General features: G+C 67.0%; 20 protein-coding genes. 10 read left to right on the top strand and 10 right to left on the bottom strand.

Going from position 1 to position 25,123, the window contains the following annotated elements; all coding sequences use genetic code 11:
* Window positions 1-2: 2 nt before the first annotated feature.
* From KVT39_RS16195 to KVT39_RS16185, 3 genes are all read right to left on the bottom strand, one after another.
* The gene (locus tag KVT39_RS16195; RefSeq protein ID WP_034184240.1) at window positions 3-836 is read right to left on the bottom strand and encodes a universal stress protein; all 834 of its coding nucleotides are present in this window, start codon (window positions 834-836) and stop codon (window positions 3-5) included.
* The gene (locus KVT39_RS16190; RefSeq protein ID WP_105390122.1) at window positions 833-1,336 is read right to left on the bottom strand and encodes a universal stress protein; all 504 of its coding nucleotides are present in this window, start codon (window positions 1,334-1,336) and stop codon (window positions 833-835) included. The genes KVT39_RS16195 and KVT39_RS16190 overlap by 4 nt, the downstream gene beginning before the upstream one ends.
* 191 nt (window positions 1,337-1,527) lie before the next feature.
* Entirely contained in the window at window positions 1,528-2,367 is an 840-nt protein-coding gene (locus KVT39_RS16185; protein ID WP_034184242.1) for a universal stress protein, read from the bottom strand.
* A 209-nt stretch (window positions 2,368-2,576) separates the two neighbouring features.
* Between KVT39_RS16185 and KVT39_RS16180 the strand changes: the two genes are divergently transcribed.
* From KVT39_RS16180 to KVT39_RS16165, 4 genes are all read left to right on the top strand, one after another.
* Window positions 2,577-3,074: a hypothetical protein gene (locus KVT39_RS16180; protein ID WP_034184243.1), complete on the top strand. Its 498-nt coding sequence runs from the start codon at window positions 2,577-2,579 to the stop codon at window positions 3,072-3,074.
* Window positions 3,064-3,810, top strand: a complete 747-nt coding sequence (gene phbB / locus KVT39_RS16175; protein WP_217589580.1) for an acetoacetyl-CoA reductase — start codon at window positions 3,064-3,066, stop codon at window positions 3,808-3,810. Before KVT39_RS16180 ends, phbB begins: the two co-directional genes overlap by 11 nt.
* Window positions 3,807-5,621 carry an alpha/beta hydrolase gene (locus KVT39_RS16170; protein WP_105390119.1) on the top strand — a complete coding sequence of 605 codons (1,815 nt, stop codon included), beginning with the start codon at window positions 3,807-3,809 and terminating at the stop codon, window positions 5,619-5,621. The genes phbB and KVT39_RS16170 overlap by 4 nt, the downstream gene beginning before the upstream one ends.
* A 157-nt stretch (window positions 5,622-5,778) precedes the next feature.
* Window positions 5,779-6,819: a zinc-dependent alcohol dehydrogenase family protein gene (locus KVT39_RS16165; RefSeq protein WP_034184245.1), complete on the top strand. Its 1,041-nt coding sequence runs from the start codon at window positions 5,779-5,781 to the stop codon at window positions 6,817-6,819.
* 79 nt (window positions 6,820-6,898) lie between these two features.
* On the opposite strand, the gene KVT39_RS16160 is transcribed toward KVT39_RS16165, so the two are convergent.
* Both KVT39_RS16160 and KVT39_RS16155 read right to left on the bottom strand, forming a co-directional pair.
* On the bottom strand, window positions 6,899-8,302 hold the full coding sequence (locus KVT39_RS16160) for an MBL fold metallo-hydrolase RNA specificity domain-containing protein (RefSeq protein ID WP_034184246.1): 1,404 nt from the start codon (window positions 8,300-8,302) through the stop codon (window positions 6,899-6,901).
* Window positions 8,303-8,622: 320 nt separating this feature from the next.
* The gene (locus tag KVT39_RS16155) at window positions 8,623-9,135 is read right to left on the bottom strand and encodes a lecithin retinol acyltransferase family protein (protein WP_217589579.1); all 513 of its coding nucleotides are present in this window, start codon (window positions 9,133-9,135) and stop codon (window positions 8,623-8,625) included.
* Between the two features lie 396 nt (window positions 9,136-9,531).
* Here KVT39_RS16155 and KVT39_RS16150 point away from each other — a divergent pair, with 396 nt between their 5' ends.
* Window positions 9,532-10,095 carry a hypothetical protein gene (locus tag KVT39_RS16150; RefSeq protein ID WP_368858927.1) on the top strand — a complete coding sequence of 188 codons (564 nt, stop codon included), beginning with the start codon at window positions 9,532-9,534 and terminating at the stop codon, window positions 10,093-10,095.
* A gap of 40 nt (window positions 10,096-10,135) precedes the next feature.
* On the opposite strand, the gene KVT39_RS16145 is transcribed toward KVT39_RS16150, so the two are convergent.
* The 5 genes from KVT39_RS16145 to KVT39_RS16125 all read right to left on the bottom strand — a co-directional run bounded on the left by KVT39_RS16145 (window position 10,136) and on the right by KVT39_RS16125 (window position 17,404).
* A complete protein-coding gene (locus KVT39_RS16145) occupies window positions 10,136-11,260 on the bottom strand; it encodes an ABC transporter permease (protein WP_034184247.1) in 1,125 nt (374 codons plus the stop codon).
* A 2-nt stretch (window positions 11,261-11,262) separates the two neighbouring features.
* Entirely contained in the window at window positions 11,263-14,067 is a 2,805-nt protein-coding gene (gene rbbA, locus KVT39_RS16140) for a ribosome-associated ATPase/putative transporter RbbA (RefSeq protein ID WP_254640520.1), read from the bottom strand.
* Window positions 14,064-15,137, bottom strand: coding sequence for an HlyD family secretion protein (locus KVT39_RS16135; RefSeq protein WP_034184249.1), 1,074 nt, complete (start codon window positions 15,135-15,137; stop codon window positions 14,064-14,066). Before KVT39_RS16135 ends, rbbA begins: the two co-directional genes overlap by 4 nt.
* A complete protein-coding gene (locus tag KVT39_RS16130) occupies window positions 15,134-16,633 on the bottom strand; it encodes an efflux transporter outer membrane subunit (protein WP_217589578.1) in 1,500 nt (499 codons plus the stop codon). Before KVT39_RS16130 ends, KVT39_RS16135 begins: the two co-directional genes overlap by 4 nt.
* 165 nt (window positions 16,634-16,798) lie before the next feature.
* Window positions 16,799-17,404 carry a LemA family protein gene (locus KVT39_RS16125; protein WP_217589577.1) on the bottom strand — a complete coding sequence of 202 codons (606 nt, stop codon included), beginning with the start codon at window positions 17,402-17,404 and terminating at the stop codon, window positions 16,799-16,801.
* Window positions 17,405-17,795: 391 nt separating this feature from the next.
* Between KVT39_RS16125 and KVT39_RS16120 the strand changes: the two genes are divergently transcribed.
* From KVT39_RS16120 to KVT39_RS16100, 5 genes are all read left to right on the top strand, one after another.
* Window positions 17,796-19,823 carry a PAS domain S-box protein gene (locus KVT39_RS16120; protein ID WP_368858926.1) on the top strand — a complete coding sequence of 676 codons (2,028 nt, stop codon included), beginning with the start codon at window positions 17,796-17,798 and terminating at the stop codon, window positions 19,821-19,823.
* Window positions 19,824-19,834: 11 nt separating this feature from the next.
* Complete coding sequence (locus KVT39_RS16115) at window positions 19,835-20,287, top strand: response regulator (RefSeq protein WP_175749453.1); 453 nt, start codon at window positions 19,835-19,837, stop codon at window positions 20,285-20,287.
* On the top strand, window positions 20,284-21,762 hold the full coding sequence (locus KVT39_RS16110) for a PAS domain-containing protein (protein ID WP_217589576.1): 1,479 nt from the start codon (window positions 20,284-20,286) through the stop codon (window positions 21,760-21,762). The genes KVT39_RS16115 and KVT39_RS16110 overlap by 4 nt, the downstream gene beginning before the upstream one ends.
* Before the next feature lie 475 nt (window positions 21,763-22,237).
* Entirely contained in the window at window positions 22,238-23,731 is a 1,494-nt protein-coding gene (locus KVT39_RS16105) for a basic amino acid/polyamine antiporter (protein WP_051983825.1), read from the top strand.
* 137 nt (window positions 23,732-23,868) lie between these two features.
* The gene (locus KVT39_RS16100; RefSeq protein WP_034184251.1) at window positions 23,869-25,092 is read left to right on the top strand and encodes an arginine deiminase; all 1,224 of its coding nucleotides are present in this window, start codon (window positions 23,869-23,871) and stop codon (window positions 25,090-25,092) included.
* Window positions 25,093-25,123 lie beyond the last annotated feature (31 nt).

Here is a 25,123-nt window from a genome sequence, read left to right as displayed (position 1 = left end):
GCTCAGTGCGACAACAGCACCGGCACCGTCATGGTTTCGAGGATCGTGCGCGTCGCGCCGCCGAGCACGCGCTCGTGCATCCGGGTATGGCTGTACAGGCCCATCACGATCAGGTCCGCGTGAAGGTCGGTGGCCCGGTTCAGCAGCGTCGCGCCGACGCCGACCGTGCTTGCGCGTGTCGTCGTCGAGAACGATGCGCGGATGCCGTGGCGCTCCAGGTATGCGGCGACATCCACGCCTGCCGGCGTCTTGTCCGGATCGGGTTGCCCGTGGCTGACCGTCTCGACGTTGACGAAGCGCGCACGCGCGAGCAGCGGCAGCGCGTCGGCCATCGCGCGTGCGGCTTCGCGCCCGCCGTCCCAGCCGATCAGCACGTTCTCGCCGATCTTGCGCACGTCGCCCGCGTACGGCACGACGAGCGCCGGACGGCCGCTGCCCATCACGACGTCCTCGATGAAATGGCGCGCGACGTACGTCAGGCGGTCGTCCGGATCCTCCTGGCCGAGCACGAGCAGGTCGGCATGACGCGCATGCAGGATCGCGGCGTCGGTCGCGGCGCCGGCGGGCGCCTGCCATTCGACGCTGCGCCCCGCGCGCTCGGCGGTTGCGAGGAATTTCTCCTCCGCGTCCTTGCGCCGCTGTTCGCACAGGCGCTCGTACACCGCGAGCTTGAGCGGCTCGTCGGGCCGCCGCAACGGTTCGAAAAGATCCTGGCAGACCACGTACAGGCCGATCAGGTGCGCGTTCCAGCGTCCTGCGAGTTCGAGCGCCAGTTCGACGCGCGTCGCGCAGCGATCGCTGTCGTCGAGATGGACGAGCAAGGTCTTGTAGCTCATGACGGCTCCTTTTCGGTAGACGCAGCGCCGGGCGCCGCGGCGGGCACCGGCGCACAACTCGCCGGAATCATCAGCACGGGGCACGCGGCGCGCCGCAGCAAGCGCTCGGCGACGCTGCCCAGGACGAGGCGGCTGAAGCCGCGCCGGCCGTGGGTGCCCATCACGATCAGGTCGGCGCCGGCTTCCTTCGCAACGATCAGGAGCCGCTGCGCGACGTCTTCGCCGCCCGGCTCGACATTGGCGATCCGCGGCGTGCCGGTGACGCCGCGCGCAGCCATGCGCTTGGCCGCGTCGTCGGTGACGCGCAGCCCTTCCTCGCGGAACGCGTCGATCAGGATCGACGGATCGTAGCCGTACATGTCGTAGGCCGGCACCAGGAAATCGACGACGTAGACCGGCGTGAGCCGCGCGCCCGATTCCGACGCAAGCGCCAGTGCGGCGTCGAGCGCGCGGGACGACGGTTCGCTGCCGTCGAGCGCGACCAGAATGTTCGAGTACATGGCGGTTCCCTCTGAACGCGTGTCAACGATTTCATCATCGGCGCACGCGCGCCGATCGCGCTGATCTGGATCAAGCGGCGCCGTCGCGTCGCAGTAGCCGCACCGCATCGCGTGCCGCAATCCACGCTTCGTCGGCCGGCTCGACGACGAGCAGCGCGAGCGTACGCAGCGGCGCGCTCAGTGCGACATCCTCAGTGCGACATCAGTACCGGCAGCGTCATCGATGCCAGCACCGTGCGCGTGGCGCCGCCCATCAGCAGTTCGTGCCAGCGCGGATGGCCGTACGCGCCCATCACGAGCAGATCGCTGCCCGTTTCGTACGCGCGCGACAGCAGCGTGTCGCCGACGGACGTGCCGGCGCCGCTATCGATGTCGAGCACGTTGACGTCCGGCGCGTGGCGCGCAAGCATCAGCGCGGCATCCGCGGCCGGAATGCGGGTGGTCGCCGCTTCGGAATCGCCGTCGACCACCGCGGCGACCGTCGTGCGTTTCGCGTGCTCGAGAAAGGGCAGCGCATCGTGCGCGGCGCGCGTGGCCTCGCGGCTGCCGTCCCACGCCACCAGCGCGCGTTCGCCGATCGACGGGAATTCCCCGGCATACGGCACGAACAGCACCGGACGCCCCGCGGACATCACGAGCGTTTCCGGAAACTGGTCGTCGATATAGGTTTCGGGATCGTTCGGGTCGCTCTGGCCCGCGATCACGAGATCCGCGAGACGCGCGAGACGCGGCACCGCGACGTTGGCGCGCTCGTCGGCGCGAATCCAGGCCGCCGATACGCCGGCCCGTGCCGTTTCGGCATGAAACAGGCGCTCGAGTGCGGCGAGACGTTCGTCGCGCTGGTCGCGCTGCTCGCGAAAGTAATCGGCGGAACCGGCCATCACGTAGAACGAAGTCGGCTCCGGTGTGTAGATCGCGAACACCCCGGTCAGGTGCGCCTTGAAGCGCCGCGCGAGACGCAACGCGAGCTCGAGGCGCGAATGCGCGCGAACGCTCGTATCGAGATGCACGACCATGCTCTTGTAGCTCATCTGGATCGCTCCATCGACGGTGTATCCGCCATTGCAATCCAGTCTACGAAGCGGGCTTCCCGCGCGCTTGACGCAGATCAACGGCCGCCGTGCCGCACAGCCGCACAGTGAGGCGGTCGCGGCCGGTACCGGGCAGGCGGCGCAAGACGGGTGCCGCCCGGGGTGCAGCCGGGGGCCGACCCTTCGACCGAATCGACAGAGGGAAGACGATGACCACCGACGCTTTGACGACACCGAACGGCGCGTGCCGGGCAGCCTGCGACATCGCGCTGCGCCTGTTCGCGCTGAATCGAGACTGGCAGCACGAATGGCATGCGCTGACGGGACGGCGCATCGAGCGGGATCGCGACGCGGCGCGGCAGTTGCAGCAGGCGCTCGCGGACACGCGGGAATGGGCCGAGTTCGGCGCGGCGGCACAGCGCGTGATGCGCGATTACGCGATCGCGAGCGCGGCGATCTGGCAGGACGCCGTCGAATGGGGCATGCGCACGCAATACGAGGAGGCGGGGGTCTGGCGCACCTGGCTGCGCGAGTATGGCGCGGACATGCTGTCGCGCTACCAGACCGACTGGCTGCCCGACGTGAGCCGGCTGGCCGTGGTCAACGAAGCGAGCATGCCGTGGCATGAATGGATGGCGGCGTTCGGACGCGGCATGACGGACATGGCCGGCGCGAATGCGACGCGGGAGCACGATCATGTGCGCTGACCGTGTCGCATTCGTGACGGGCGGCACGGGCGGCCTGGGCGCCGCGATCAGTCGCCGTCTGCATGCCGCGGGCATGACCGTCGCCGTGTCGCACACGGAGCACAACGACCATATCGCGACCTGGCTGGCGCACGAGCGCGAAGCAGGGCGCACCTTCCATGCGTTCGAGGTCGACGTCGCCGACTACGACTCGTGCCAGCACTGCGCGGCGCGCGTGCTCGCGCAGTTCGGTCGTGTCGACGTGCTCGTCAACAACGCCGGCATCACGCGCGACGCCAGCTTCGTGAAGATGACCAAGAGCATGTGGGACGCGGTGCTGCGCACCAATCTCGACAGCATGTTCAACATGACGAAGCCGTTCGTGCCCTCCATGATCGAAGCCGGCTTCGGCCGCATCGTCAACGTCGGCTCCGTGAACGGCTCGAGAGGCGCGTATGGGCAGGCCAACTATGCGGCCGCCAAGGCGGGCATTCACGGTTTCACGAAGGCGCTCGCACTCGAGCTCGCGCGACACGGCGTGACGGTCAACACGGTGTCGCCCGGCTATCTCGCGACCGCGATGGTCGAGTCGGTGCCGAAGGACGTGCTCGACACGAAGATCCTGCCGCAGATTCCGGTGGGCCGCCTCGGCAACCCCGACGAAATCGCGGCGCTCGTCGCGTGGCTGTGCTCGGATACGGGCGCATTCGCGACCGGCGCGGAATTCGACGTCAACGGCGGCATGCACATGCGATGAATGATTCCGTCATCCGCGTGCCGGTCACGCGCCGTCCGGCTGCCGCCGCCGGTGAACTCGCGCAGGCCCCGCGTCCGTGCGCGGGCGCACGGCCCGACGTGTCGCCGGCCGAACAATGGGATCGCGCGGCGCGCGCGAGCCTGGCCACGATGACACTCGGCTTGTCGCCGGTGTCGCTGGCGCTGGCCATGATCGACTGGGGCGCGCATCTCGCCGTGTCGCCCGGAAAGTGCTTCGAACTGGCGTGGCAGGCATGGCTCGCGGCCGGTCCGTTGCCGGCGGCGAACGGCGCGGCCGACGCCCAGGACGAGGCCGGGCTGGCGGTGCATGCCGGGCAGGCCGATCCGCGCTTCGCCGCACCGGCGTGGTCGAACTGGCCGTTTTGCGCATATCGCGACGGCTTCCTGTCGATCCAGCGCTGGTGGCGCGATGCGACGCACGGCGTGCGGGGCGTCGAGCGGCATCACGAAGCACTCGTCGGGTTCGCCGCGCGGCAATGGCTCGACGCCTGCTCGCCGGGCAATTTCATCGCGACCAATCCGGTCGTGCTCGACGCGACGATACGCAGCGGCGGCGCCAATTTCGCGGCCGGTGCGCGGCACTGGCTGGACGATCTCGGCGCGCAGATCGATCGCGCCGGCGGCGCCCGTCCGCGCGATGCGCAGGCCTATCTGCCCGGGCACGACGTCGCGATCACGCCGGGCCGGGTCGTATGGCGCAACGCACTGTGCGAATTGCTGCAGTACGAACCGACGACGGCCGGCGTCGCACGCGAGCCGATCCTGATCGTGCCGTCGTGGATCATGAAGTACTACATCCTCGACCTGCAGCCGCACAATTCGCTGATCCGCTTCCTGGTCGACGCGGGCTACACCGTGTTCGCGATCTCGTGGCGCAATCCGGGCGCGGGGTCGCGCGATCTCGGGCTCGACGACTACCTGCGCGACGGCTGCCTCGCCGCGCTCGACGTCGTTCGCGAGCAGTGCGGCGAAGCCGTCCACGCCGTGGGCTACTGCCTCGGCGGCACGCTGCTGGCCATCGGCGCGGCGGCGCTCGCGCGCGACGGGCGGCAGCACGACACGTTGCGTTCCGTCACGCTGCTGGCGGCCCAGACCGATTTCAGCGAACCCGGCGAACTCGGCCTGTTCGTCGACGCGAGCGAGCTGTCCGCGCTCGACGCGCTGATGTGGCGGCAAGGCTACCTGGACGGCTCGCAGATGTCCGCCACGTTCGAGCTGCTGAATGCGCGCGACCTGATCTGGTCGCGCATGATGAGCGAGTATCTGCTCGGCAAGCGCACGAAGCCGAACGACCTGATGTCGTGGAATGCGGACGTCACGCGCATGCCGTACCGCATGCACACGGAATACCTGACGCGGCTGTTCCTCGACAACGACCTCGCGGCAGGCCGCTATTGCGTCGACGGCCGGCCGGTCGCGCTGTCGGATATCGACGTGCCGATGTTCGTGGTCGGAACCGAGCGCGATCACGTGTCGCCGTGGCACTCCGTCTACAAGCTCCACCTGCTCACGCACAACGCGCTGACTTTCGTGCTGACCTCGGGCGGCCATAACGCCGGCATCGTGTCGGAACCCGGCCATCCGGGCCGCCACTATCGCCGCGCCACCCGCGAACCGGGCGCGCCTTACCGCAGCCAGCACGACTTCGTGAACGAAACGCGCGCCGTCGACGGGTCGTGGTGGACGTGCTGGCGCGACTGGTTGCGCGCGCACGCGTCGGGCGACGTGCCGGCACGCACGCCGGATGCCGGCCTGGGGGCGGCGCCCGGCACTTACGTGCTCGAAACTTGAAGAACCTGACCGGCGGCGTGCTCGATCGCGCCGCTCATCTTCGCGGCGGGATCGGGCCTGCGCATCGACAGCGCTGCCGGCGCATGCGACGCCTGCCTGCAACGTGCACGCCGGGCCCGATCAACGAACGAACCTCCCTTTCGATGGAGACAACGCAATGAAAGCACTCGTATACCAGGGGCCGCGGCGCAAGGCGCTCGAACGGCGGCCGATGCCGGAGCTGCAGGCGCCGACCGACGCGATCGTCCGCGTGACGCGCACGACGATCTGCGGCACCGACCTGCACATCCTGAAGGGCGACGTGCCGTCGTGCGAACCCGGCCGCGTCCTCGGCCACGAGGGCGTCGGGATCGTCGAGCAGGTCGGCGCGGCGGTCGACACGCTGCAGCCGGGCGATCACGTGCTGATCTCGTGCATCACGTCGTGCGGCCGGTGCGAATACTGCCGGCGCGGCCTGTACTCGCATTGCACGACGGGCGGCTGGATCCTCGGCAACCGGATCGACGGCACGCAGGCCGAGTACGTGCGCATTCCGCACGCGCAGACCAGCCTGTACCGGCTTCCGCCCGGCGCGGACGAGGATGCGCTCGTGATGCTGTCCGACATCCTGCCGACCGGGTTCGAATGCGGCGTGCTGAACGGCAAGGTGCAGCCGGGCTGTACGGTCGCGATCGTCGGCGCGGGGCCGATCGGGCTCGCGGCGTTGCTGACCGCGCAGTTTTACTCGCCCGCGCAGATCATCATGATCGACCCGGACCGCAACCGGCTCGAGGTCGCGCGGCGCTTCGGCGCGACCGACTGCTTCGACGGCGCCAGTGGCGACCCTGTCGCGGACGTGATGAAGCTGACCGACGGCGTCGGCGTCGATTGCGCGATCGAGGCGGTCGGGATTCCGGCGACGTTCGAGATGTGCACGTCGCTCGTCGCGCCGGGCGGCGTCGTCGCGAACGTCGGCGTGCATGGCGTGAAGGCCGACCTGCATCTCGAGAAGCTGTGGGATCGCAACATCGCGATCACGACCCGGCTCGTCGATACGGTCAGCACGCCGATGCTGCTGAAGACCGTGCGCGCGGGGCGGCTCGATCCGAAGCGTCTGATCACGCACCGGTTTTCGCTCGACGACGTCGAGCGCGCGTACGACACGTTCGGCCGCGCCGCGGAAACGCATGCACTGAAGGTCATCATCGAAGTGGCGTGATGGCGGCGCGCGGCGGGAGCGGGTGCCCGCCGCGTCGGATGACGCGATGCGCGCGGCGTTCGTGCGCCGCGCGTCGTCGTCAGGATGACGGCGTTGCCGGTTCGCGCGTGTCGTCGCGCTCGGCTTCGTCGAGATCGACGGTCTGCCCGTAGGTCGGCACCTCGCACGGCCAGTGCAGGGTCTCGGCGATGCGCCGCCGCAACGCATCGGCCGCCGCCGGCTCGCCGTGCGTGACGAAGGTCCGGAACGGCGCGCGCTGCATCGTGCCGAGCCATCGCAGGATTTCCTCGTAGTCGGCATGCGCGGACAGCGACGCGATCGACTCGACCCGGGCGCGCACGCGCACGTACTCCCCGTGAATCTTCAGCGTCGGCTCATGCGCCGCCAGCGCGGCGCCGCGCGTGCCCGCGGCCTGGTAGCCCACCAGCGCGATCGTGTTGCGCGGATCGGGCGCATAGCGGCTCAGGTGATGCAGCACGCGTCCGCCCGTCGCCATGCCGCTTCCCGCAATGATGACCATCGGCCCCTGGTGGTCGGCGATCGCCTTCGACTGGTCGACCGTTCGGATCATCGTCGCCGCGTGGCCGAGCGCGTTCGCTTCCGACAGGGTCAGCCGGTGCTCGAGGATGTGATGGCGATAGATCTCCGTCACGTCCGTCGCCATCGGGCTGTCGAGAAACACCGGCACGCGCGCCATGCGGCCGGCCGCCTTCAGGCGCGCGACGTAGTGCAGGATCTCCTGCGCGCGGCCGACGGTGAAGCAGGGGATCACGACCACGCCGCCGCGCGAGAAGGTGTTTTCGAACAGCGTTGCCAGCTCGGCCTCGGGGTCCGATGCCGGATGCAGCCGGTCGCCGTACGTCGATTCGACGACCAGGTAATCCGCATGCGCCGGCGGCGTCGGCGGCTGCATGATCGGGTCGTGATAGCGGCCGAGATCGCCGGAGAACGCCAGTACCTTGTGATCCCAGTGCATCACGACGCTGGCCGCGCCGAGGATGTGACCGGCCGGCAGCAGCCGGAACGACAGGCTGCCGCCCAATGCGACGCATTCGTCGAATGCGACGGGTTTCATCAGGTGCAGCGCGCGTTGCGCATCGTCGGTCGTGTAGAGCGGCTGGGCCGGGTGGTGCTTCGAATAACCGTGCCGGTTCGCGAAATCGGCTTCTTCCTCCTGCAGCCGCGCGCTGTCGCGCAGCATGATGTCGCAGAGTTCGGCCGTGGCCTGCGTGCAGTACACCGGGCCGCGAAACCCGTCGCGCGCGAGCACCGGCAGGTAGCCGGTGTGGTCGAGATGCGCATGCGTGAGGACCACCGCATCCAGGGTGTCTGGCGCGACCGGCAGCGGGTTCCAGTTGCGCAGCCGCAGGTTCTTCGTGCCCTGGAACAGGCCGCAATCGACCAGGATGCGCCGGTCGCGATGTTCGACCAGATACTTCGATCCGGTCACGGTTTCGGTCGCACCGAGAAAAGTCAGCTTCATGGCTTGCCTCGCCGGGAGTTGGAGAGTTCGATGTTCCGATTACATCGCGTGTGCGCGCAATCGCGTTGACTGAAGTCAGGGATTGCCGTATCCGCGTGAGCGACGGTGGCGATTCGACGGACGAATGGCGGCGTGCCGCCGTCGGAACGTCGCGCCGCGTGCGGTGCGGCAGGGTCGGTCAACGGTGTCCGGGAAGTCGTAGAGCGGCTGAACGTCGGCCGGCCGGCGCGATTTCTCACGCGGGTCATCCGGTTCCATTGGCGGACGAGCATCTCCGCCGCCGGAGACCTCCGCGATATCGATCACGGCGGCAGGCCAGGCTAAGCAGCACATTGCCGCGACGGGTTCCGATGCCTGGAGCTTGCATGGGGCATCGCCATGTGCAGCTTGCCGGCCATGACGCTGGCAACCAGCATCACGACGACGGCTATCCCGTGCGCCGGGTTGCGCAGACAGGCTTCCACCTGTTCGCTGCGCGCCGCGCCGAACAGGCACCACCGGCAGAAGTGTTCGCAGTTGTTCGTGAGCAGCCGATAACGGCGTTCGCCGAGGCGCGACGCCGCGCGGCGGGCAACTTCCGATCCGCTGTACGAGGCGGCCGCGTGCCGGATGATCGCCAGTTCGAAACCGGCCGCGAATCGGTCGACGGAGATGATTTCGACCGGGCCGCCGCTGAGCCGGCGCGACAGCCCCGCGTAGTGAATCACCTGGCCGTCGCCGATGTAGATGCCGTGATGCGCATAGCCTGGGCGCCGGGTCATCAGGTGCGCGCCGACGGGCCATTCGTTGCCGGCCGCAGTGCCGCCGGATTGCGCTGAAGTCGGGTGGTTCATTGGCTCCTCCTGAATCCCGCGGCGCAGGCCGGCCCGGGGCCGGCCCCGGCATGGCGGAATGCGCCGCCCGACCGCTGAATACGTGACGCCTTGTCACGCTTTCAGTATTGGCAGTGGGGCGGGATGCAGCAATCAGCGCGGTCTGAACTTGTTGTCCGACGTGCGGCCATGATGTCGGAAATTTCCGACGCGGCAGCGGACGATGGCTGACAGGCGAGACGGCTGGAGGCTGATCGGGCCGCGCGGACGAGTTGCGCCTCGTCGCGGCACGCATGACGGGCCACCGCGACATTTTCCGGTCGTGCAACGAGATGCGGCCCGAGCAGCCGGCGTGCTTGATGTGTGTCAACCGCGCCCGTCGGCATCCCCATACAGTCGACACCAAGGCTTGCGCGCGTGGTGCGCAGAGTCGACCAGCGCGGCACGTTCGGCAGCCGGATGATCCAGCCGATGCCGCGCATTTGCGTATGGAACTCACGGCGGTGCGAGGCGTTGGCGATGAAACAGCGATGGTTGGCGGTTGGCGTGGCGCTCGCGTTGAGTGCTTGTGCGGGAGAGGAGCATACCGCCGCATTCAGGAAGAAGGAAACGCAACTGCTCGAGACGCGCCAGACGGCATTGCTGCGGTGTGCGACGCAATCCGAATGCGACCGTGCGTGGAACCGCACGCGGGACTTCATCGAAAGACGTTCGTCGACCCGGATCACGCGATTCGGCCCGGACCTGATCGAAACCGCGCAGTCGCATCTGGCCGGAAACGTCTATCTGTGGGCGTCCCGCGCAGCGTCGGCAGACGGGAGCGCGACGATCCGGCTCAAGGCGATGTGCAAAGGCATGTACGACAGCAATGGCGGCCCGGGCTGGCAATACGACGGTTGCGCGGCGAAGATCCTCGAGATACAGGAAGGCTTCCGCTCGCTCCAGGATCCGTCGTCTGCACAGGGAACGCCTCCACGATAGGGCGACAGCGCGCGCGGCGCAGCGCCGCGCGCCGGGTCGGTCACGCCATTTGGCCGATCGTCTTGCGGAACCGCATCAGCGACAGCAGGAACAGCGCGCATCCGATCGCGAACAGCACCGCGAACTGTACCCAGACCGCATCGAAGCCGGCGCCGCGATACAGGATGCGCTGCGCCAGCTCGACGAAATGGGTGGTCGGCGCGGCCAGCATGATGTCCTGCACGGCCAGCGGCATGCTTTCGCGCGGCGTCAGCCCGCCCGACAGCAACTGCAGCGGCAGCAACACGAGCACGAGCAGCATCCCGAACTGCGGCATGCTGCGCACGAGCGTCGCGAGAAAGATCCCCATCGACGTCGTCGCGAACAGGTGCAGCGCCATCCCGGCGACGAACAGCGGCACGGAGCCCGGAATCGGCACGTGCAATGCGCCGCCCACCACGAACGTCAGCGATGCGACGGCCGCAACCGTGACGACGAGCCCCATCGACCAGACCTTCGCGAGCATGATTTCCGCCGCGGTCACCGGCATGACCAGCAGATGTTCGATCGTGCCGTGCTCGCGCTCGCGGATCAGCGCCGCCCCGGTCAGGATCATCGACAGCATCGTCACGTTGTTGATCAGTTCCATCAGCGCGCCGAACCATACCTCGTCGAGATTCGGGTTGAAGCGCATCCGCATCGCGAGATCGACGGGCGGCAGCGGCGTGCCGCGATAGCGCCGCACGAACGCGTCGATCTCGCCGGACACGATCTGCTGGACATAACCGCTGCCGGTGAATGCCTGGGTCATGCGCGTCGCATCGACGTTGAGCTGAATCGTCGCATGGCGGCCGGCCAGCACGTCGCGCTGGAAGTCCGGCGGAATGTCGAGCGAGAACGTGTAGTCGCCGTTGTCGAGACCGCGATCGGCCGCGACGGCGTCGATGATCGGCGGCGCCGCGAACTGCGGCGGGAAGAACGCCGCGACGATGCGCGCCGACAGCGGCGACGCGTCCTCGTCGACGATCGCGATCGGCACTTTGTGCAGCGTTTCCGGGCGAGCGGTGGCGGCGACATAGATCGACGCGCTGAACGTGTAGACGATCAGCGCGAGCAGGATCGGGTCGCGGGCGAGGCTCCAGAGTTCCTTGATGCCGAGCCGGTAAATGGCGAGCAGGCGCGACATGGTCAGCGCTCCTGTTTGCGCAGCAGCAGACCGGTCATGATCAGAATGACCGGTGCCGCCGCGAGCAGCGGCCAGAACTGGGACGACAGGTCGGCCAGCCCGAGCGCCTTGTTGTAAACGCCGCGGCTGATCGCGAGCATGTAGGTGGCCGGGTAGATCGTACCGATCCACTTGCCGCTGCCTTCGAGCGACGACAGCGGCGTGAGCAGGCCCGAGAACTGCACGACGGGGATCAGCGTGCCGATGATCGTCATGAAGATCGCGGCGATCTGGCTGCGGGTGAAGGTCGACGCGAACAGCCCGATGCCCGTGGCCACGACGTTGAATATCAGCACCGCGGCCGCCAGCGTCGCAAAACTTCCCTTGATCCGCACGCCGAACACGACGTCGGCCAGCACGACCATCAGCAGGAAATTCAGCATCGCCAGCATCACGTAGGGCGCCTGCTTGCCGAGCAGGAACTCGGCCCGCGTGACCGGCGTCACGTACAGGTTGACGATCGAACCGAGCTCCCGTTCCCGCACGACCGCGAGCGCCGTGAGCATCGCGGGCAGCATCAGCAGCAGCATCGGCATGATCGCCGGAATCATCGCCGGCAGGCTCTTGACGTCCGGGTTGTAGCGATAACGAACGGCGACGTCGACCGCGGGGACGAGCGACGCGCCGAGCCGGCGCTTCGCCTGGTCGCGCAGCCAGTTCTCGTGCATGCCGGCGACATAGCCGCGGATCGTCTCCGCGCGCATCGGCATCGCACCGTCGACCCATGCGCCGATCTCGACGCGCCGGCCGCGCGCGACATCGCGTGCGAACCCGGGCGGGATCTCGATCGCGAGCGACAGGTGGCCGCCGCGCATGCGGCGATCGATGTCGCGATCGTCCGCGAGCGGCGCGCGCGGCACGAAGTAGCGCGAGCCGGCGAGGTTCTGCGCATAGTCCTGGCTCAGGATCGACTGGTCGCGGTCGAGCACCGCGAACGTCAGGTTGTCGACGTCGAGACTGATGCCGATGCTGATCACGCACATCAGCACGAGCGAACCGAACAGCGCCAGCGTCGCGCGCAGCGGGTCGCGGCGCAGCTCCAGCACCTCGCGCCACAGATAACTGCCGGCGCGCGCCGGGCTGAACCACGCGGCCCCGTGGCTTGTGCCTGCCGCCTCGGGCGGCGCGGCAAGCCAGCCGGCGTCGGACGGTGCCTCCGTCAACGCGCCGTCCGCTTGCTGCGCATCGGTCAGGTATCCGATGAACGCCTCTTCGAGCGTGCCGGCGCCGCGCATGCGAACCAGTTCCGCCGGCGCGGCGCTCGCGAGCACGCGGCCCGCGTGCATCAGCGAGATGCGATCGCAGCGCTCGGCCTCGTTCATGAAGTGCGTCGAAATGAAGATCGTCACGCGATCGTGCCGCGCGAGCTCGATCATCAGTCGCCAGAAATCGTCCCGTGCGACGGGATCCACGCCGGACGTCGGCTCGTCGAGGATCAGCAGTTCGGGCTTGTGCACCATCGCCACCGCCAGGGACAGCCGCTGCCGCATGCCTAGCGGCAGCTGCTCGGGCAGTGAGTCGAGCGCGTCGGCGAGCCCGAAGCGCTCGACCATTTCGGCGACCCGCCCGGATACCTCCGGCTCCGGTACGCCGAACAGGCGGGCATGCAGCACGAGGTTCTGCCGGACGGTCAGTTCGCCGTACAGCGAAAACCCTTGCGACATGTAGCCGACTCGCCGGCGGGTGTCGATGTCGTCCGCGGCGACCGGTCGGCCGAACAGCGTCGCGGTGCCTTCGGATGCGGGCAGCAGCCCCGTGAGCATCTTCATGGTCGTCGATTTGCCGCAGCCGTTCGAGCCGAGAAAACCGAAGATTTCGCCGCGGCGGATCTGCAGGCTCACGTGATCGACCGCGACGAAATCGCCGAACCGCATCGTCAGCGCCTCGGCCTCGATCGCATAACCGGCGGAAGCATCGGGCTGAAAAGGCTCGATCCGGATCGGCTGGTGCCCGCGCCGGCGCGCGTCCGGGAGCAACGCGACGAACGCGGCTTCCAGCGTGTCGCAACCGGTATGCGCGAGCAGTTCGCCGGGGCTGCCCGTCGCCAGCACGCGGCCGGCGTCCATCGCGATCAGCCAGTCGAAACGCCGGGCCTCGTCCATGTACGCGGTGGCGACCAGTACGCTCATCGCCGGGCGAGCGGCGCGAATGCGTCCGATCAGTTCCCAGAACTGCGCGCGCGAGAGCGGGTCCACGCCGGTCGTCGGCTCGTCGAGGATCAGCAGGTCGGGATCGTGGATCAATGCGCAGCACAGGCCGAGCTTCTGCTTCATGCCGCCGGACAGTTTGCCGGCGGGACGGTCGAGGAACGGATGGAGGCCGGTGCTGCGCGTGAGCGCGTCGATCCGGCGGCGGCGCTCCGCCGCATCGTGGCCGAACAGTCTCGCGAAGAACTGCAGGTTTTCCTCGACCGACAGGGTCGCATACAGGTTCCGGCCCAGGCCTTGCGGCATGTACGCGATCCGCCGGCAGACGCGTTCGCGGTGGCGTCGCGACGACAGATCCCCGTCGAGGGTCCAGACCTGACCCTGCTGGACCTCGCGCGCGCCGGAAGCGAGCGCGAGCAGGCTCGACTTGCCGACCCCGTCCGGCCCGATCAGCCCGACCATGCGGCCGGCCGGAATCTCGAGCGTCACGTCGTCGAGCGCGTACTTGCCGCCGTATCGCAACGAGACGCCCGACAGCCGTACGACCGTGCCGGGCGCACCCGCAACAGGCGGGCCTTCGGTCGATCCGGCGTCGGCGCCGGCCGGCGACATCGATTTCATTGCGGCACCCTGATCGCGAGGCGCTCGGGCCACGCCATGTTCGGATCGGCCTTCAGCCACGCGACACCCGGCAGCCCGGTCTTGACGAGCTTCAGATGGCGCTGCAGCAGGTCGCGGTCGATGCGCGCCTTCACGCGGAACATCAGCTTCTGCCGCTCGGTGGCCGTCTCGACCGTCTTCGGCGTGAACTGCGCGGTGCTCGACACGTACGACACACGTGCCGGAATCACGTATTCCGGCGCGGCGTCGAGCACGATCCGCACGTCGGCGCCGAGCGGCACTCGACCGACGACCGTTTCGGGCAGGAAGAACGTCATGTAGACGTCCGACAGGTCGACGACGTTGAGCACCTTGCCGCCTGCCGGCAGCACCTCGCCCGATTCGGCCACGCGATACTGGACGCGCCCGTCGCGCGGCGACGTCAGATCGCTGTCCGAGATGTCGGCCTGCACGCGCGCGACGGTCGCCTGCGCGGCCGTCACGGCGGAGCGCGCCGCAACCAGCTGGGCCTTCGTGGCGTCGATCGCGGCCTGCGCGGCTTCCGCCTGCGCACGCGCGGCGCTCACGGTTGCCCGCAGGCTGCCGGCGCGCGCGCGATCGTCGTCGAGCTCCTGCAGCGACGACGCACCGTCGCGCGACAGGGTTTCGGAACGCGCGAGCCGCCGCGTCGCCGCGTCGAGTTCGCTTTCCCGCTGCACGACCACGGCCGCCGCGGCAGCCTTGTCGCTGCGCCGCTGCGCGACCTGCGCGTCGACGCTCGCCGCGGTGTTCACCGCCTGCTGCTCCCTGGCGCGCGCTTCGTCGAGCTGCGCCTGCAGCACGACGACGTCCATGTGCGCGAGCGGCTGCCCGGCCTTCACGAAGTCGCCTTCGTCGACGAGCATCGCGGCGACGCGCCCCGGCAGCTTGGTCGCGACGTCGATCTCGGTCGCCTCGATCCGGCCGTTGCCGCTCACCAGGCCGGCATCCGCGTGTCCGTCGCGCCAGCGTGTCCACCCGTAGTAGATCAGGCCGATCGCGAGCACGGCGGCGCCGGCACCGATCAGAAGAGGGCGCTTGATGGTTTTCATCGTGTGGAATCCGGATCGGTCGAAGTGTTGATCGGCGACGCGGCGGCCTCGTCGTCCTCGTGCGTCGCGCCGCCGAGCGCGCCGTACAGCGCGACGCGGCTCGACAGCAGCGCACGGCGCGCCATCACCCATTGCTGCTCCGCGTTCATCAGGTCCCGTTGCGCGTCGAGCACTTCGAGGAACCGTGTGGCGCCGCTGTCGTAGCGCAGCTTCGCCAGGCGCGCCCGTTCGGTTTGGGAGGCCAGCGTGGCGCGCTCGATGCGTACCTGGTCCGCCAGCCAGTAGCGGGACGCGAGCGCGTCGGACACGTCGCGGAAGGCGCCTTGCAGCGTCTTTTCGTACTTCGCGAGCGCCTCGTCGCGCTGCGCATGCGCAAGGGCGAGATTCGAGCGGTTTCGGCCGCCATCGAAAAGCGGCAGCGTCACGGTGGGGACGATCGACCATACGCCGGCGCCGGACGACAGCAGATCGTGCAACGCGCTGCTGCCCGAGCCGATCGAGCTCGTCAATGCGATGCGGGGAAAGAATGCGGCGCGCGCGGCGCCGATGTTCGCGCGCGTCGCCTGCAACTCGTGCTCGGCCGCAATCACGTCCGGACGGTTGGCGAGCAGCGACGAAGGCAGGCCGGGGGCGAGCGACGGCGTCACCGCGCCGTCGTCGAGCGCGAGCGGCGCGTCGGGCAGATCCGGCGGCCCGCCGACGAGCAGCGCCAGCGCATCGGCAGCCGACGCGCGTGCCTGCTGCAACTGGACCCCAAGGGATTCCGCCTGCTGCAGCAGGATCTCCGATTGCGTCAGGTCGAGTCGCGAAATCGCGCCGGCCGCCTGGCGAAGCCGGAAAATCCGCAGCGATTCGCGCCGCGTGTCGATCGTCGCGCGGGTTAGCGCGATGCGTTCGTCGAGCTCGCACAGGGTCAGGTACGCGTCCGCGACCGCGGTGATCACGCTCAGCGTCGCGGCTCGCCGGGCCGCATCGCTCGCCAGGTAGCGCTGCAGCGCCGCGTCTTTCAGGTTGCGCACACGGCCCCAGAAGTCGATCTCCCATTGCGTCTCGGCCAGCCGAACCTCGTAGACCTGGCCGATCATGGGCGTCGGGGACAGGAAGCCGCCCGGTGTACGAAACCGCGCGTAGGCGGCGCCCGCATCGATCGACGGCCACTGGTCCGCGCGGCGGATGCCATAGACGGCGCGCGCCTGCTCGACGCGCGCGACGGCTGCGCGCAGATCGCGATTGCCGGCCAGCGCCTGTGCGATCAACGCGCGAAGACGCGCATCGACGAAGTATTGCTGCCACGCCGGCACCTGCGCCGCGACCGGGGCGTTGGCGTTGGCGGAGGGATCCGGAAATGCGGCAGGGATCGGCGCGGCGGGACGCTCGTCGGGCGGCGCAAGCGACAGGCATCCCGAAAGCAGTCCCGCGCCCGTTGTCATCGCAACGAAACGCACGCACCGCGCAACGGCGATGTGGAAGTCAGCGGGAAGCGCGATGGCGCGCATGGAATGCCTCGGCGAATTCGGGAACACGGGATGGCGCCGCCTCGTGGCGTCGCCGCTTCGGGGTCATTTATATCCGACGATTGCGGTTCTAACCCTTGATCTGAGTCACTTCGGCGGGGATGCGTTTCGAGCGGCGCCTCGCTTGACATCTGCGCCGGGCATGTATCAAACCCACGGGTCGCTGCGTGCGCCGGGTATAAGCAAGCCACGCGGCAGCGGCGTGTGGGAAGCGATATCGGCAAACGTCCGATCTTCATGAAAGCCCAGCACACGTGCCGAGACGCGCGTCGGAAAGGCATGCAGCCTGGCGTTGTAGACGGCGACGGCGTTGTCGTATTGCTCACGGGCGATGCCGATTCGCAGCTCGATGGACCGAAGACGGACTTTCAATGCGCGGTAGCGCTTGTCGGCCAGCATTTTGCGGTCTGAATCCGACACGGCCAGCAAACGCGAGACCGCGATTTCGAGTTTGAATTGCGCGTCGTCGTAGTAGCGCAGCGCGTCGCCCTGCCGAAGCGACGCAGCCGCGGCGGGCGTGGCGGCCACCGTCGCGTAAGCGTTGCGCACGGCTGCCAGCCGCTGATTCGGAGCCTTCATTCCGCGGGATTCGACCTGCAGGAGATCGGCGACGATCGCGGCGCGCTCGTCGTACGTGCCGACGACGCCATTCAGCGCCAGCGCGACCTTGTTGTCGCCGTCTCGCAATAGCGACAGGCTGCCGCTGGTCGGCGCCAGCGCCAGGGCAATAAGCGCTACCGAAAGCGTCTTCATGTCGATTCCCGATGTACGGTCGCGTTTGTCTCGGACAGCTGGACTCGATTGTGGGTACCGAATGCCGGTTTTCGGTTGATTCGCGTCAACCCGGCCGTTCGTGTCGGGAAAGGGAACGGGAAAGGCATGCTCGAGCGGCCGATCCGGCGACATGAGCTGCCCGATGCGCGATTTCGGCGCTGCACGCGGTTTCGAAAGCGTTCGCCTGGCTTGCTTCTTGCACGATGCGTCGGCGGTTTGTATATAGTGTCAGGCACCGCATGGCAGCCGAGAGTTCGAATCCTGGCCGGCAGAATGCCGTCATCATTCCTCGGAAGACTGTGGACGTATCGGAAATGCCGGCCAACCCGAGCCCGGCCCCGGACGGTCCAACCAGGAAGGAGCATTGCGCGTGGAAACGATTGCTCGATTCTTTGTGGCTTCAGGCTTTGCGCCGCACGGCTATTGCCTCCAGTGGTCGCCCGGGCTGATCTGGACATACGTGGTTGCGGACGCAATCATCGCGCTTTCCTACTATTCGATACCCGTCGCGCTGTGGATATTCACGCGTCGTCGCACGGACCTGCCGTTCAGCTGGCTGTTCCTGATGTTCGCCGTATTCATTCTGGCGTGCGGCACCACGCATCTGATTTCGATTCTCGATATCTGGCAGCCGGTGTACTGGCTGGACGCGAGCGTCAAGACCATTACCGCGGCGGCATCGCTCGCCACCGCCGTCGTCATATGGCCCCTGATGCCGAAGGCGCTTGCGCTGCCGAGCCCGATGCAGCTGGATCAGGCGAACCGCGATCTGGTGCGAGAGATCGCGGCCCGCCAGGCAGCCGAGAGCCAGTTGCGGGCGCTCACCCATGAGCTCGAACATCGGGTTGCGACGCGCACCGCGGAATTCGAAAGCGTCAATGAAGCGCTGCGTCGCAAGGTAGCCGAACACGAGCGCGCGGAGCTGGCGATACGCGATAGTCAACAGCAGCTGCAATCCATCGTCGACAATGCGACGACGGTAATCAGCGTCAAGCAAGCGGATCGTCGCTACGCACTGGTGAACCGGCGCTTTGAAGACCTATTTCATATCCGCCGGCAGGATGCCTCCGGCAAGACCGACGATCAGCTTTTCCCGGCGGAGCGTGCGGCCATGTATCGAGAAGCCGATGACCGGGTGCTGGCCGGCGAGGTCGTCGAAACCGAGGAAACCGTGATCGTCGACGGACAGCTGCATACGTTTCTGTCGGTCGGTTTTCCGATCAAGGATTCCGGCGGCAGGATCGTGTCGATCGGCGGCATTTCCACGGACATCAGCGAACGCAAGCGGGCGGAAGAACGCCTGCGGCTGGTCGTCGAGGCCGCTCCGAATGCGATGGTCATGGTGAATCGCGGCGGCCAGATCGTGCTCGTCAATTCGCAGACGGAGCGTGTATTCGGCTACTCGCGCGACGAGCTGATCGGTCAGAGCATCGAGCGGCTGGTGCCGGCCCGGTTCCGCGACCAGCATCCCGGCCACCGCACGGCCTTCCTCGCCGCGCCGAAGAGTCGGCCCATGGGGGCGGGCAGGCATCTGACCGGGTTGCGCCGCGACGGTACCGAACTGCCGGTCGAGATCGGGCTCAATCCGATCGAAACGGACGAGGGCATGTTCGTGCTGGCGGCGATCGTCGACATCACGGAACGCATCCGTGCCGAACAAGCGTTGCGCGAACGCACCGACGAACTGGCCCGTTCCAATCGCGATCTGGAGCAGTTCGCGTACGTGGCGTCGCACGATCTGCAGGAACCGCTGCGCGCCGTGGCCGGGCCGCTGCAGTTGCTGCAGCGCCGCTACCAGGGGCAACTGGATGCGCGTGCCGACGAATACATCGGCCATGCCGTCGAAGGCGCGACCCGCATGCAGGCGCTGATCGAGGATCTTCTCGCGTATTCGCGAGTGGGCCGATCCGACAATCCGTTCCAGTCGATGCAGTGCGCCGCCGCGCTCGACAATGCGTTGAACAATCTCGCCGTGGCATTGGAGGAGGCCGGAGCCGAAGTTCACCGCGGTTTCCTCCCGACCGTGCAGGCCATTCCGTCGCAGCTCACGTTGCTGTTTCAGAATCTGGTGGGAAATGCGGTCAAGTTCCGCCGCAACGACGAGCCGCTGCAGATCCGGGTCGGTGCGGAACCGGGCGCCGATGGATGGCTGTTCCGTGTCGAGGACAATGGAATCGGGATCGATGCCCAGTATTTCGAGCGTATCTTCCTTATCTTCCAGCGCCTGCATACGCGTCGAGATTATCCCGGCACCGGCATCGGGCTCGCGTTGTGCAAGCGCATCGTGGAGCGTCACGGTGGCCGGATTTGGGTCGAGTCCGAGCCCGGAAAGGGCGCGACCTTTCTTTTCACGCTGCCCGCCGGGGCGCGGACCGGTCCGAACGCCGAAGTCATTTGAGGAGAGAGCCAATGCCAATCGAATCGCTTGACGGTCTCGTCGATATCCTGCTCGTCGAGGACAGCCCCACCGACGTGATGATGACCCGCGAGGGACTCGAGTACTACAAGGTCCTCAACCCGCTGAAGGTCGTCGAAGACGGCGTGGCCGCGATGTCGTACCTCCGCGGGGAAGGGCAGTACCAGGGCGCACGCCGGCCGGGCCTCATCATCCTGGACCTGAACCTCCCGAAGAAGAGCGGCCGCGAAGTCCTTCAGGAACTGAAGGACGACCCCGAACTGCGGAAGATTCCCGTCGTCATCCTGACGACCTCGAAATCGGAAGAGGACGTGGTGAAGTCCTACGGTCTGCACGCCAATTGCTACATCACCAAACCGGTCGACTTCGCGAAGTTCGCCGATGTGGTGCGCCGAATCAGCGACTTCTGGTTCGGCGTGGTCACGCTGCCGCCCGCCAGGCAATGAACACGCCGCTCAACGAGGTTCGGGTCCTGCTCGTCGAGGACAGTCCGACCGATGCATTCCTGATTCGGGAAACCCTGTCCGAAGTGCAGGACTTCGTGTCGGTGCTTCACCATGTCGAGCGTTTGTCGCAGGCGGTGGATCGTTTCCACGCAGAGCATTTCGACGTTGCGCTGCTCGATCTCGGCCTGCCGGATTCGCAGGGCCTCGACACGTTCAGCAGGCTTCATGCGGCAAAACCGGAAGTGCCCATTATCGTGCTCACCGGGCTCGACGATCTGTCGTCGGGATTGCTGGCGATCCAGGAGGGCGCACAGGACTATCTGCTCAAGAAAGACATTCAACCCGCTCTGCTGGGCCGCGCGATCCGTTACGCGATCGAGCGGCACCGTGTGTCGGTTGAGCTGGCCGCGAGCGAAGAGCGATTTCAACTCGCGGTGAGCGGTGCCGCAGCCGGACTGTGGGACTGGAACCTGCTCACCGGCGCCATGTATCTTTCGGCGCACTTCCACGAGATCATGGGTTACGACGATCGCGAATTGCCGAACGATGCGCGTGCGCATCTCGATGCAATCCATCCCGACGATATCGACCGCGTGATGTCGATCCTCAATCGGCATTTGTTGCACGAATGTACCTATGACGTCGAATACCGCGTCCGTACCAGGTCCGGCGAGTTCCGGTGGATCCAGTCCAGAGGGCAGGCGTTGTGGAACAGCACGGACGAGCCCTACCGGATGGTGGGCTGGATCATGGACATCTCGGATCGCAGGCACGCCGACGAGCAGTTGCGTGAATCGCGCGAGGAACTGAAGCGCCTGTCGGCCAGCATTCTGCTGGCGCGGGAAGAGGAAAAGGCTCGCATCGCACGCGAGCTGCACGACGACCTGGGGCAGCAGTTGACCGCACTCAAGATGGCGACCGCGGTTCTCGAAAACAAACTCAACGGTGCGGAAGCCGGATCGCCCGAGGCAATGGTCCGCAACCTGTATTCGATGATCGACCAGATCGTCGTTTCGGTGCGGCGCATCGCGGCGGATTTGCGACCGAGGATGCTCGACGATCTCGGGCTGGTGCCCGCCGTCGACTGGCTGATCGAAGATTTCTCGTCACGGTATGGCGTTCGCGTAATCAGGCGCATCGATGCGAACCGGATCGCATTCAACCGCGAGAGTGCGACTGCCGTGTTCCGGATGGTGCAGGAGGCGCTGACGAACAGTGCGCGCCATTCGGGCGCGACCGAGGTCACGATCGGCATCTCGCGAGAGGAACCGTACTGTTTCGTGACGATCGCGGACAACGGCCGCGGTGCCGCGAGCGACGTGCGCCCCGGATTGAAGTCGTATGGCTTGCTCGGCATGCGCGAGCGTGCCGAGCGGTTGGGCGGAGAAGTGCACATCGAGACTGCGCCCGGACAAGGCTTCGCAGTCAGGATCAGGATGCCGCTGACAGCGGTGGAGGCCGACGAGCCCGATTGAACGGCCCGATGGAATCGGGCGCCCGAAGTCGACTCATTCGCCAATCCGCCGCCGACCGCTGCGGGCTCCCCGCTCGTCTGCGTTGCCGCACCCTGGTTTCCCCTTGACATGAGTCAACCGACACCGGCGATTCGGTACCTACTATCGTCATTGGAATCGGTGGGCGCCACGATCCGCTCGCCGCACTCGCGAGGTCGGCGTTGCGTCTGCACCGGCATACCCCGCTTGCCTGTCGAGTGATGCCGTCGATATCCGGTTTGCTTCGATCCCGGTCGCATCGATCGATATAAGTAGGACTCCAATTCTTCCTGATTGGACCACGGTTTGTTACCGACGCGTTTCCCGTTCGTTTCGACGAAAACGCATCGGCCGGTTGCGCTGCCCGCAGCCGGGAAGAGTGCCCGTTACGGTGCGACGTCGCAGCATCCAGTCGCATGCCGTGGCCAGGCCAAGTCAACGCATTCGGAGAACTGGTATGAGCCAACCTGTAGTCGAAAAACCGCCGGTCGACGGCCAGCAGCCGTCGAAGCCGGCGGCCGGCGGCCCGGAAACGCGCAAGCTCGGCCTGCTGCTGTTGAGCGGCATCGTCGTCGGCTCGATGATCGGCGGCGGTGCCTTCAACCTTCCGCAGAACATGGCCGCGGGCGCCGGCCTGGGCGCCATTGCGATCGCATGGGCCATCACGCTCGTCGGCATGTTCTTCATGGCCAACGCGTTCCGCACGCTGGCGGACCAGCGTCCCGACCTGACTGCCGGCATCTATTCCTATGCACGAGAAGGTTTCGGCAAGTTCGCCGGCTTCGAGATGGCGTGGGGGTATTGGCTCAGTTCCGCATTCGGCAACGTCGCGTTCGCGGTGCTCATCATGCAGACGCTGGGATATTTCTTCCCGGTGCTCGACGGAAAGAACTGGCAGTCGATCGTGGGCGGGTCGCTGTTGATCTGGGTCTTGCACTTCATGGTGCTCTCCGGCGTGAAGCGGGTGGCGATCCTCAATACGATGGCGAGCATCGTCAACATCGTCACGCTGTCGATCGCGATCGTCGTGATCGCGCTGTTCTTCCAGAAAGGGCACTTCACGTTCGACGTCTGGGGGCAGCAGCAACACCTGGGCAGCACGCTCGCGCAGATCAAGAGCACGATGCTGGTCACGCTGTGGGTGTTCATCGGCATCGAGGGCGCCGTGGTCGTGTCCGATCGGGCGCGCAACCAGCACGAAGTCGGTACCGCGACGTTCATCGGGCTCGCGGTCTGCACGACGCTCTACTTCCTGCTTTCGGCGCTGCCGTTCAGCGTCATGTCCCAGCACCAGCTGGCCGGCCTGCAGAATCCGTCCTCCGCGTATGTGCTGGAACAGCTCGTCGGGCACTGGGGCGCGATCTTCATCGTCGTCGCGTTGCTGTTTTCGGTACTGAGCTGCTGGCTCGCGTGGACGGTGCTCGTCGCCGAACTGCCCTTTGCGGCTGCCAAGGACAACATTTTCCCGCGCTTCCTGTCCCGCGAGAACCGGCATCACGCGGCCGCGCCGTCGTTATGGCTGTCGAGCGCGGTGATGCAGGTGATGATGTTCGTCGTGCTGTTCGCGCATGACGCATGGATCTGGCTCATCAGTGTGGCCGGGGTCATGATCCTGCCGCCGTATCTCGCGAGCACCGGCTTTCTGTGGAAGTGCGCCACGCAAAAGGGCTTTCACGAGCGGGCGGGCGAGGGCAAGCGCGCGTCGATCTGGACCGGCGTGCTGGGAACCGTTTATGCGGCCTGGCTGCTCTATGCGGCCGGCCCGACCTATCTGCTGATGTCCACCATTTTCTTCGTCGTCGGCATCCCGGTGTTCTGGTATGCGCAGCGCGAGAAGGATCCGCAGTCGAACGTCTTCACCGCTCGCGAACGCGTCGCGGCCGTCGTGCTGCTTGCGGTCGCGGTGAGCGCGGTCGTGCTGTTCGCGAAGGGCATCGTGTCGGTCGGCTGATGCGCGCGCCCGCCGGCTTCCGGGTTTCGACAGCGTGACCCGGAATCTCGACGGCGGGCATGGACGCGACGGCCGCATGCGACTCCCGACCGCCGTCGCGATCGAACCACTACTTCAGGATCAAGGACCATCAAACCATGACATTGGGCGTTCACTCCGAAGCCGGCAAGCTGCGCACCGTGATGGTGTGCGCGCCGGGCCTCGCTCATCGGCGGCTCACGCCGGCCAACTGCGGCTCCTTGCTGTTCGACGACGTGCTGTGGGTCGACAAGGCGATCGAGGATCACCAGACCTTCGTGCGTGTGCTGCGCGAACGGGACGTGGAAGTGCTGGAATTCCAGCACCTGCTGGCCGAAGTCTGTCTCGATACCAACGCGCGAGACTGGATCCTCGATCGCCGCATCACCGAGGAGGAAGTCGGCACCGGCATGTTGCGGGAACTGAGGTTATGGCTCGAATCGATGCCGGCGCAGCGGCTTGCCGACGCACTGATCGGCGGCGTCGCCAAATCGGAGCTGCCGTTCGACGCGCGCGGCCTGTTCGGCGGTTATCTGGAGCGGTCCGACTTCGTGATTCCGCCGCTCGTGAACCTGATTTTTCAGCGCGATCCGAGCGCGTGGATCTACGGCGGCGTGACGTTGCATCCGATGTTCTGGCCGGCGCGGCGCAAGGAAACGCTGCTGCTCGCCGCGGTCTATGCGTTCCATCCGCGTTTTGCAGGCCAGGTTCGCACCTGGTGGGGCAATCCCGACGTCGATCACGGCGCCCAGACGCTCGAAGGCGGCGACGTGATGGCGATCGGTAACGGCGTGGTGCTGATCGGCATGGGCGAGCGTTCGAGCCCGCAAGCCGTGACGCAGGTGGCGCGCGCACTGTTTGCCGGCCACGGCGCGAAGCGCGTGATCGCCTGCCAGTTGCCGAAGTCGCGCGCGTCGATGCATCTGGACACGGTGTTCTCCTTCCTCGACGCGGACTTCGTCAGCATTTATCCGGACGTGGCCGACGAGATCCGCTGCACGAGCCTGTACCCCGGCGACGCGCTCGGGCAGGTGCGCTACGAGCGGCACGACGGCCGGTTCCTGGAAGTCGTCGCCAACGCGCTCGGCGTCGGCTCGCTGCGCGTGCTGACGACGGGGGGCGACCGCTACGAGAGCGAACGCGAGCAATGGGACGACGGCAACAACGTGCTCGCGCTGGATCGCCGCGTCGTGCTCGCGTACGACCGCAACACCTACACGAATCGCAAGATGCGCCAGGCAGGCGTCGAAGTCATCGAGCTGCCGGGCGGCGAACTCGGCCGCGGGCGCGGCGGCAGCCATTGCCTCAGCTGCCCGGTGGCGCGCGATCCGATCGCGCTCTGACCGCACATTCGACCGCGCATTTTGCGCCGAT

It is taken from the genome of Burkholderia sp. GbtcB21 (assembly GCF_019091065.1).
In the GTDB taxonomy this organism is placed as follows: Bacteria; Pseudomonadota; Gammaproteobacteria; order Burkholderiales; family Burkholderiaceae; genus Burkholderia; species Burkholderia pyrrocinia_C.
Note: the sequence above shows the minus strand (reverse complement) of the source record. Positions and strands in the feature narration are given on the sequence as shown.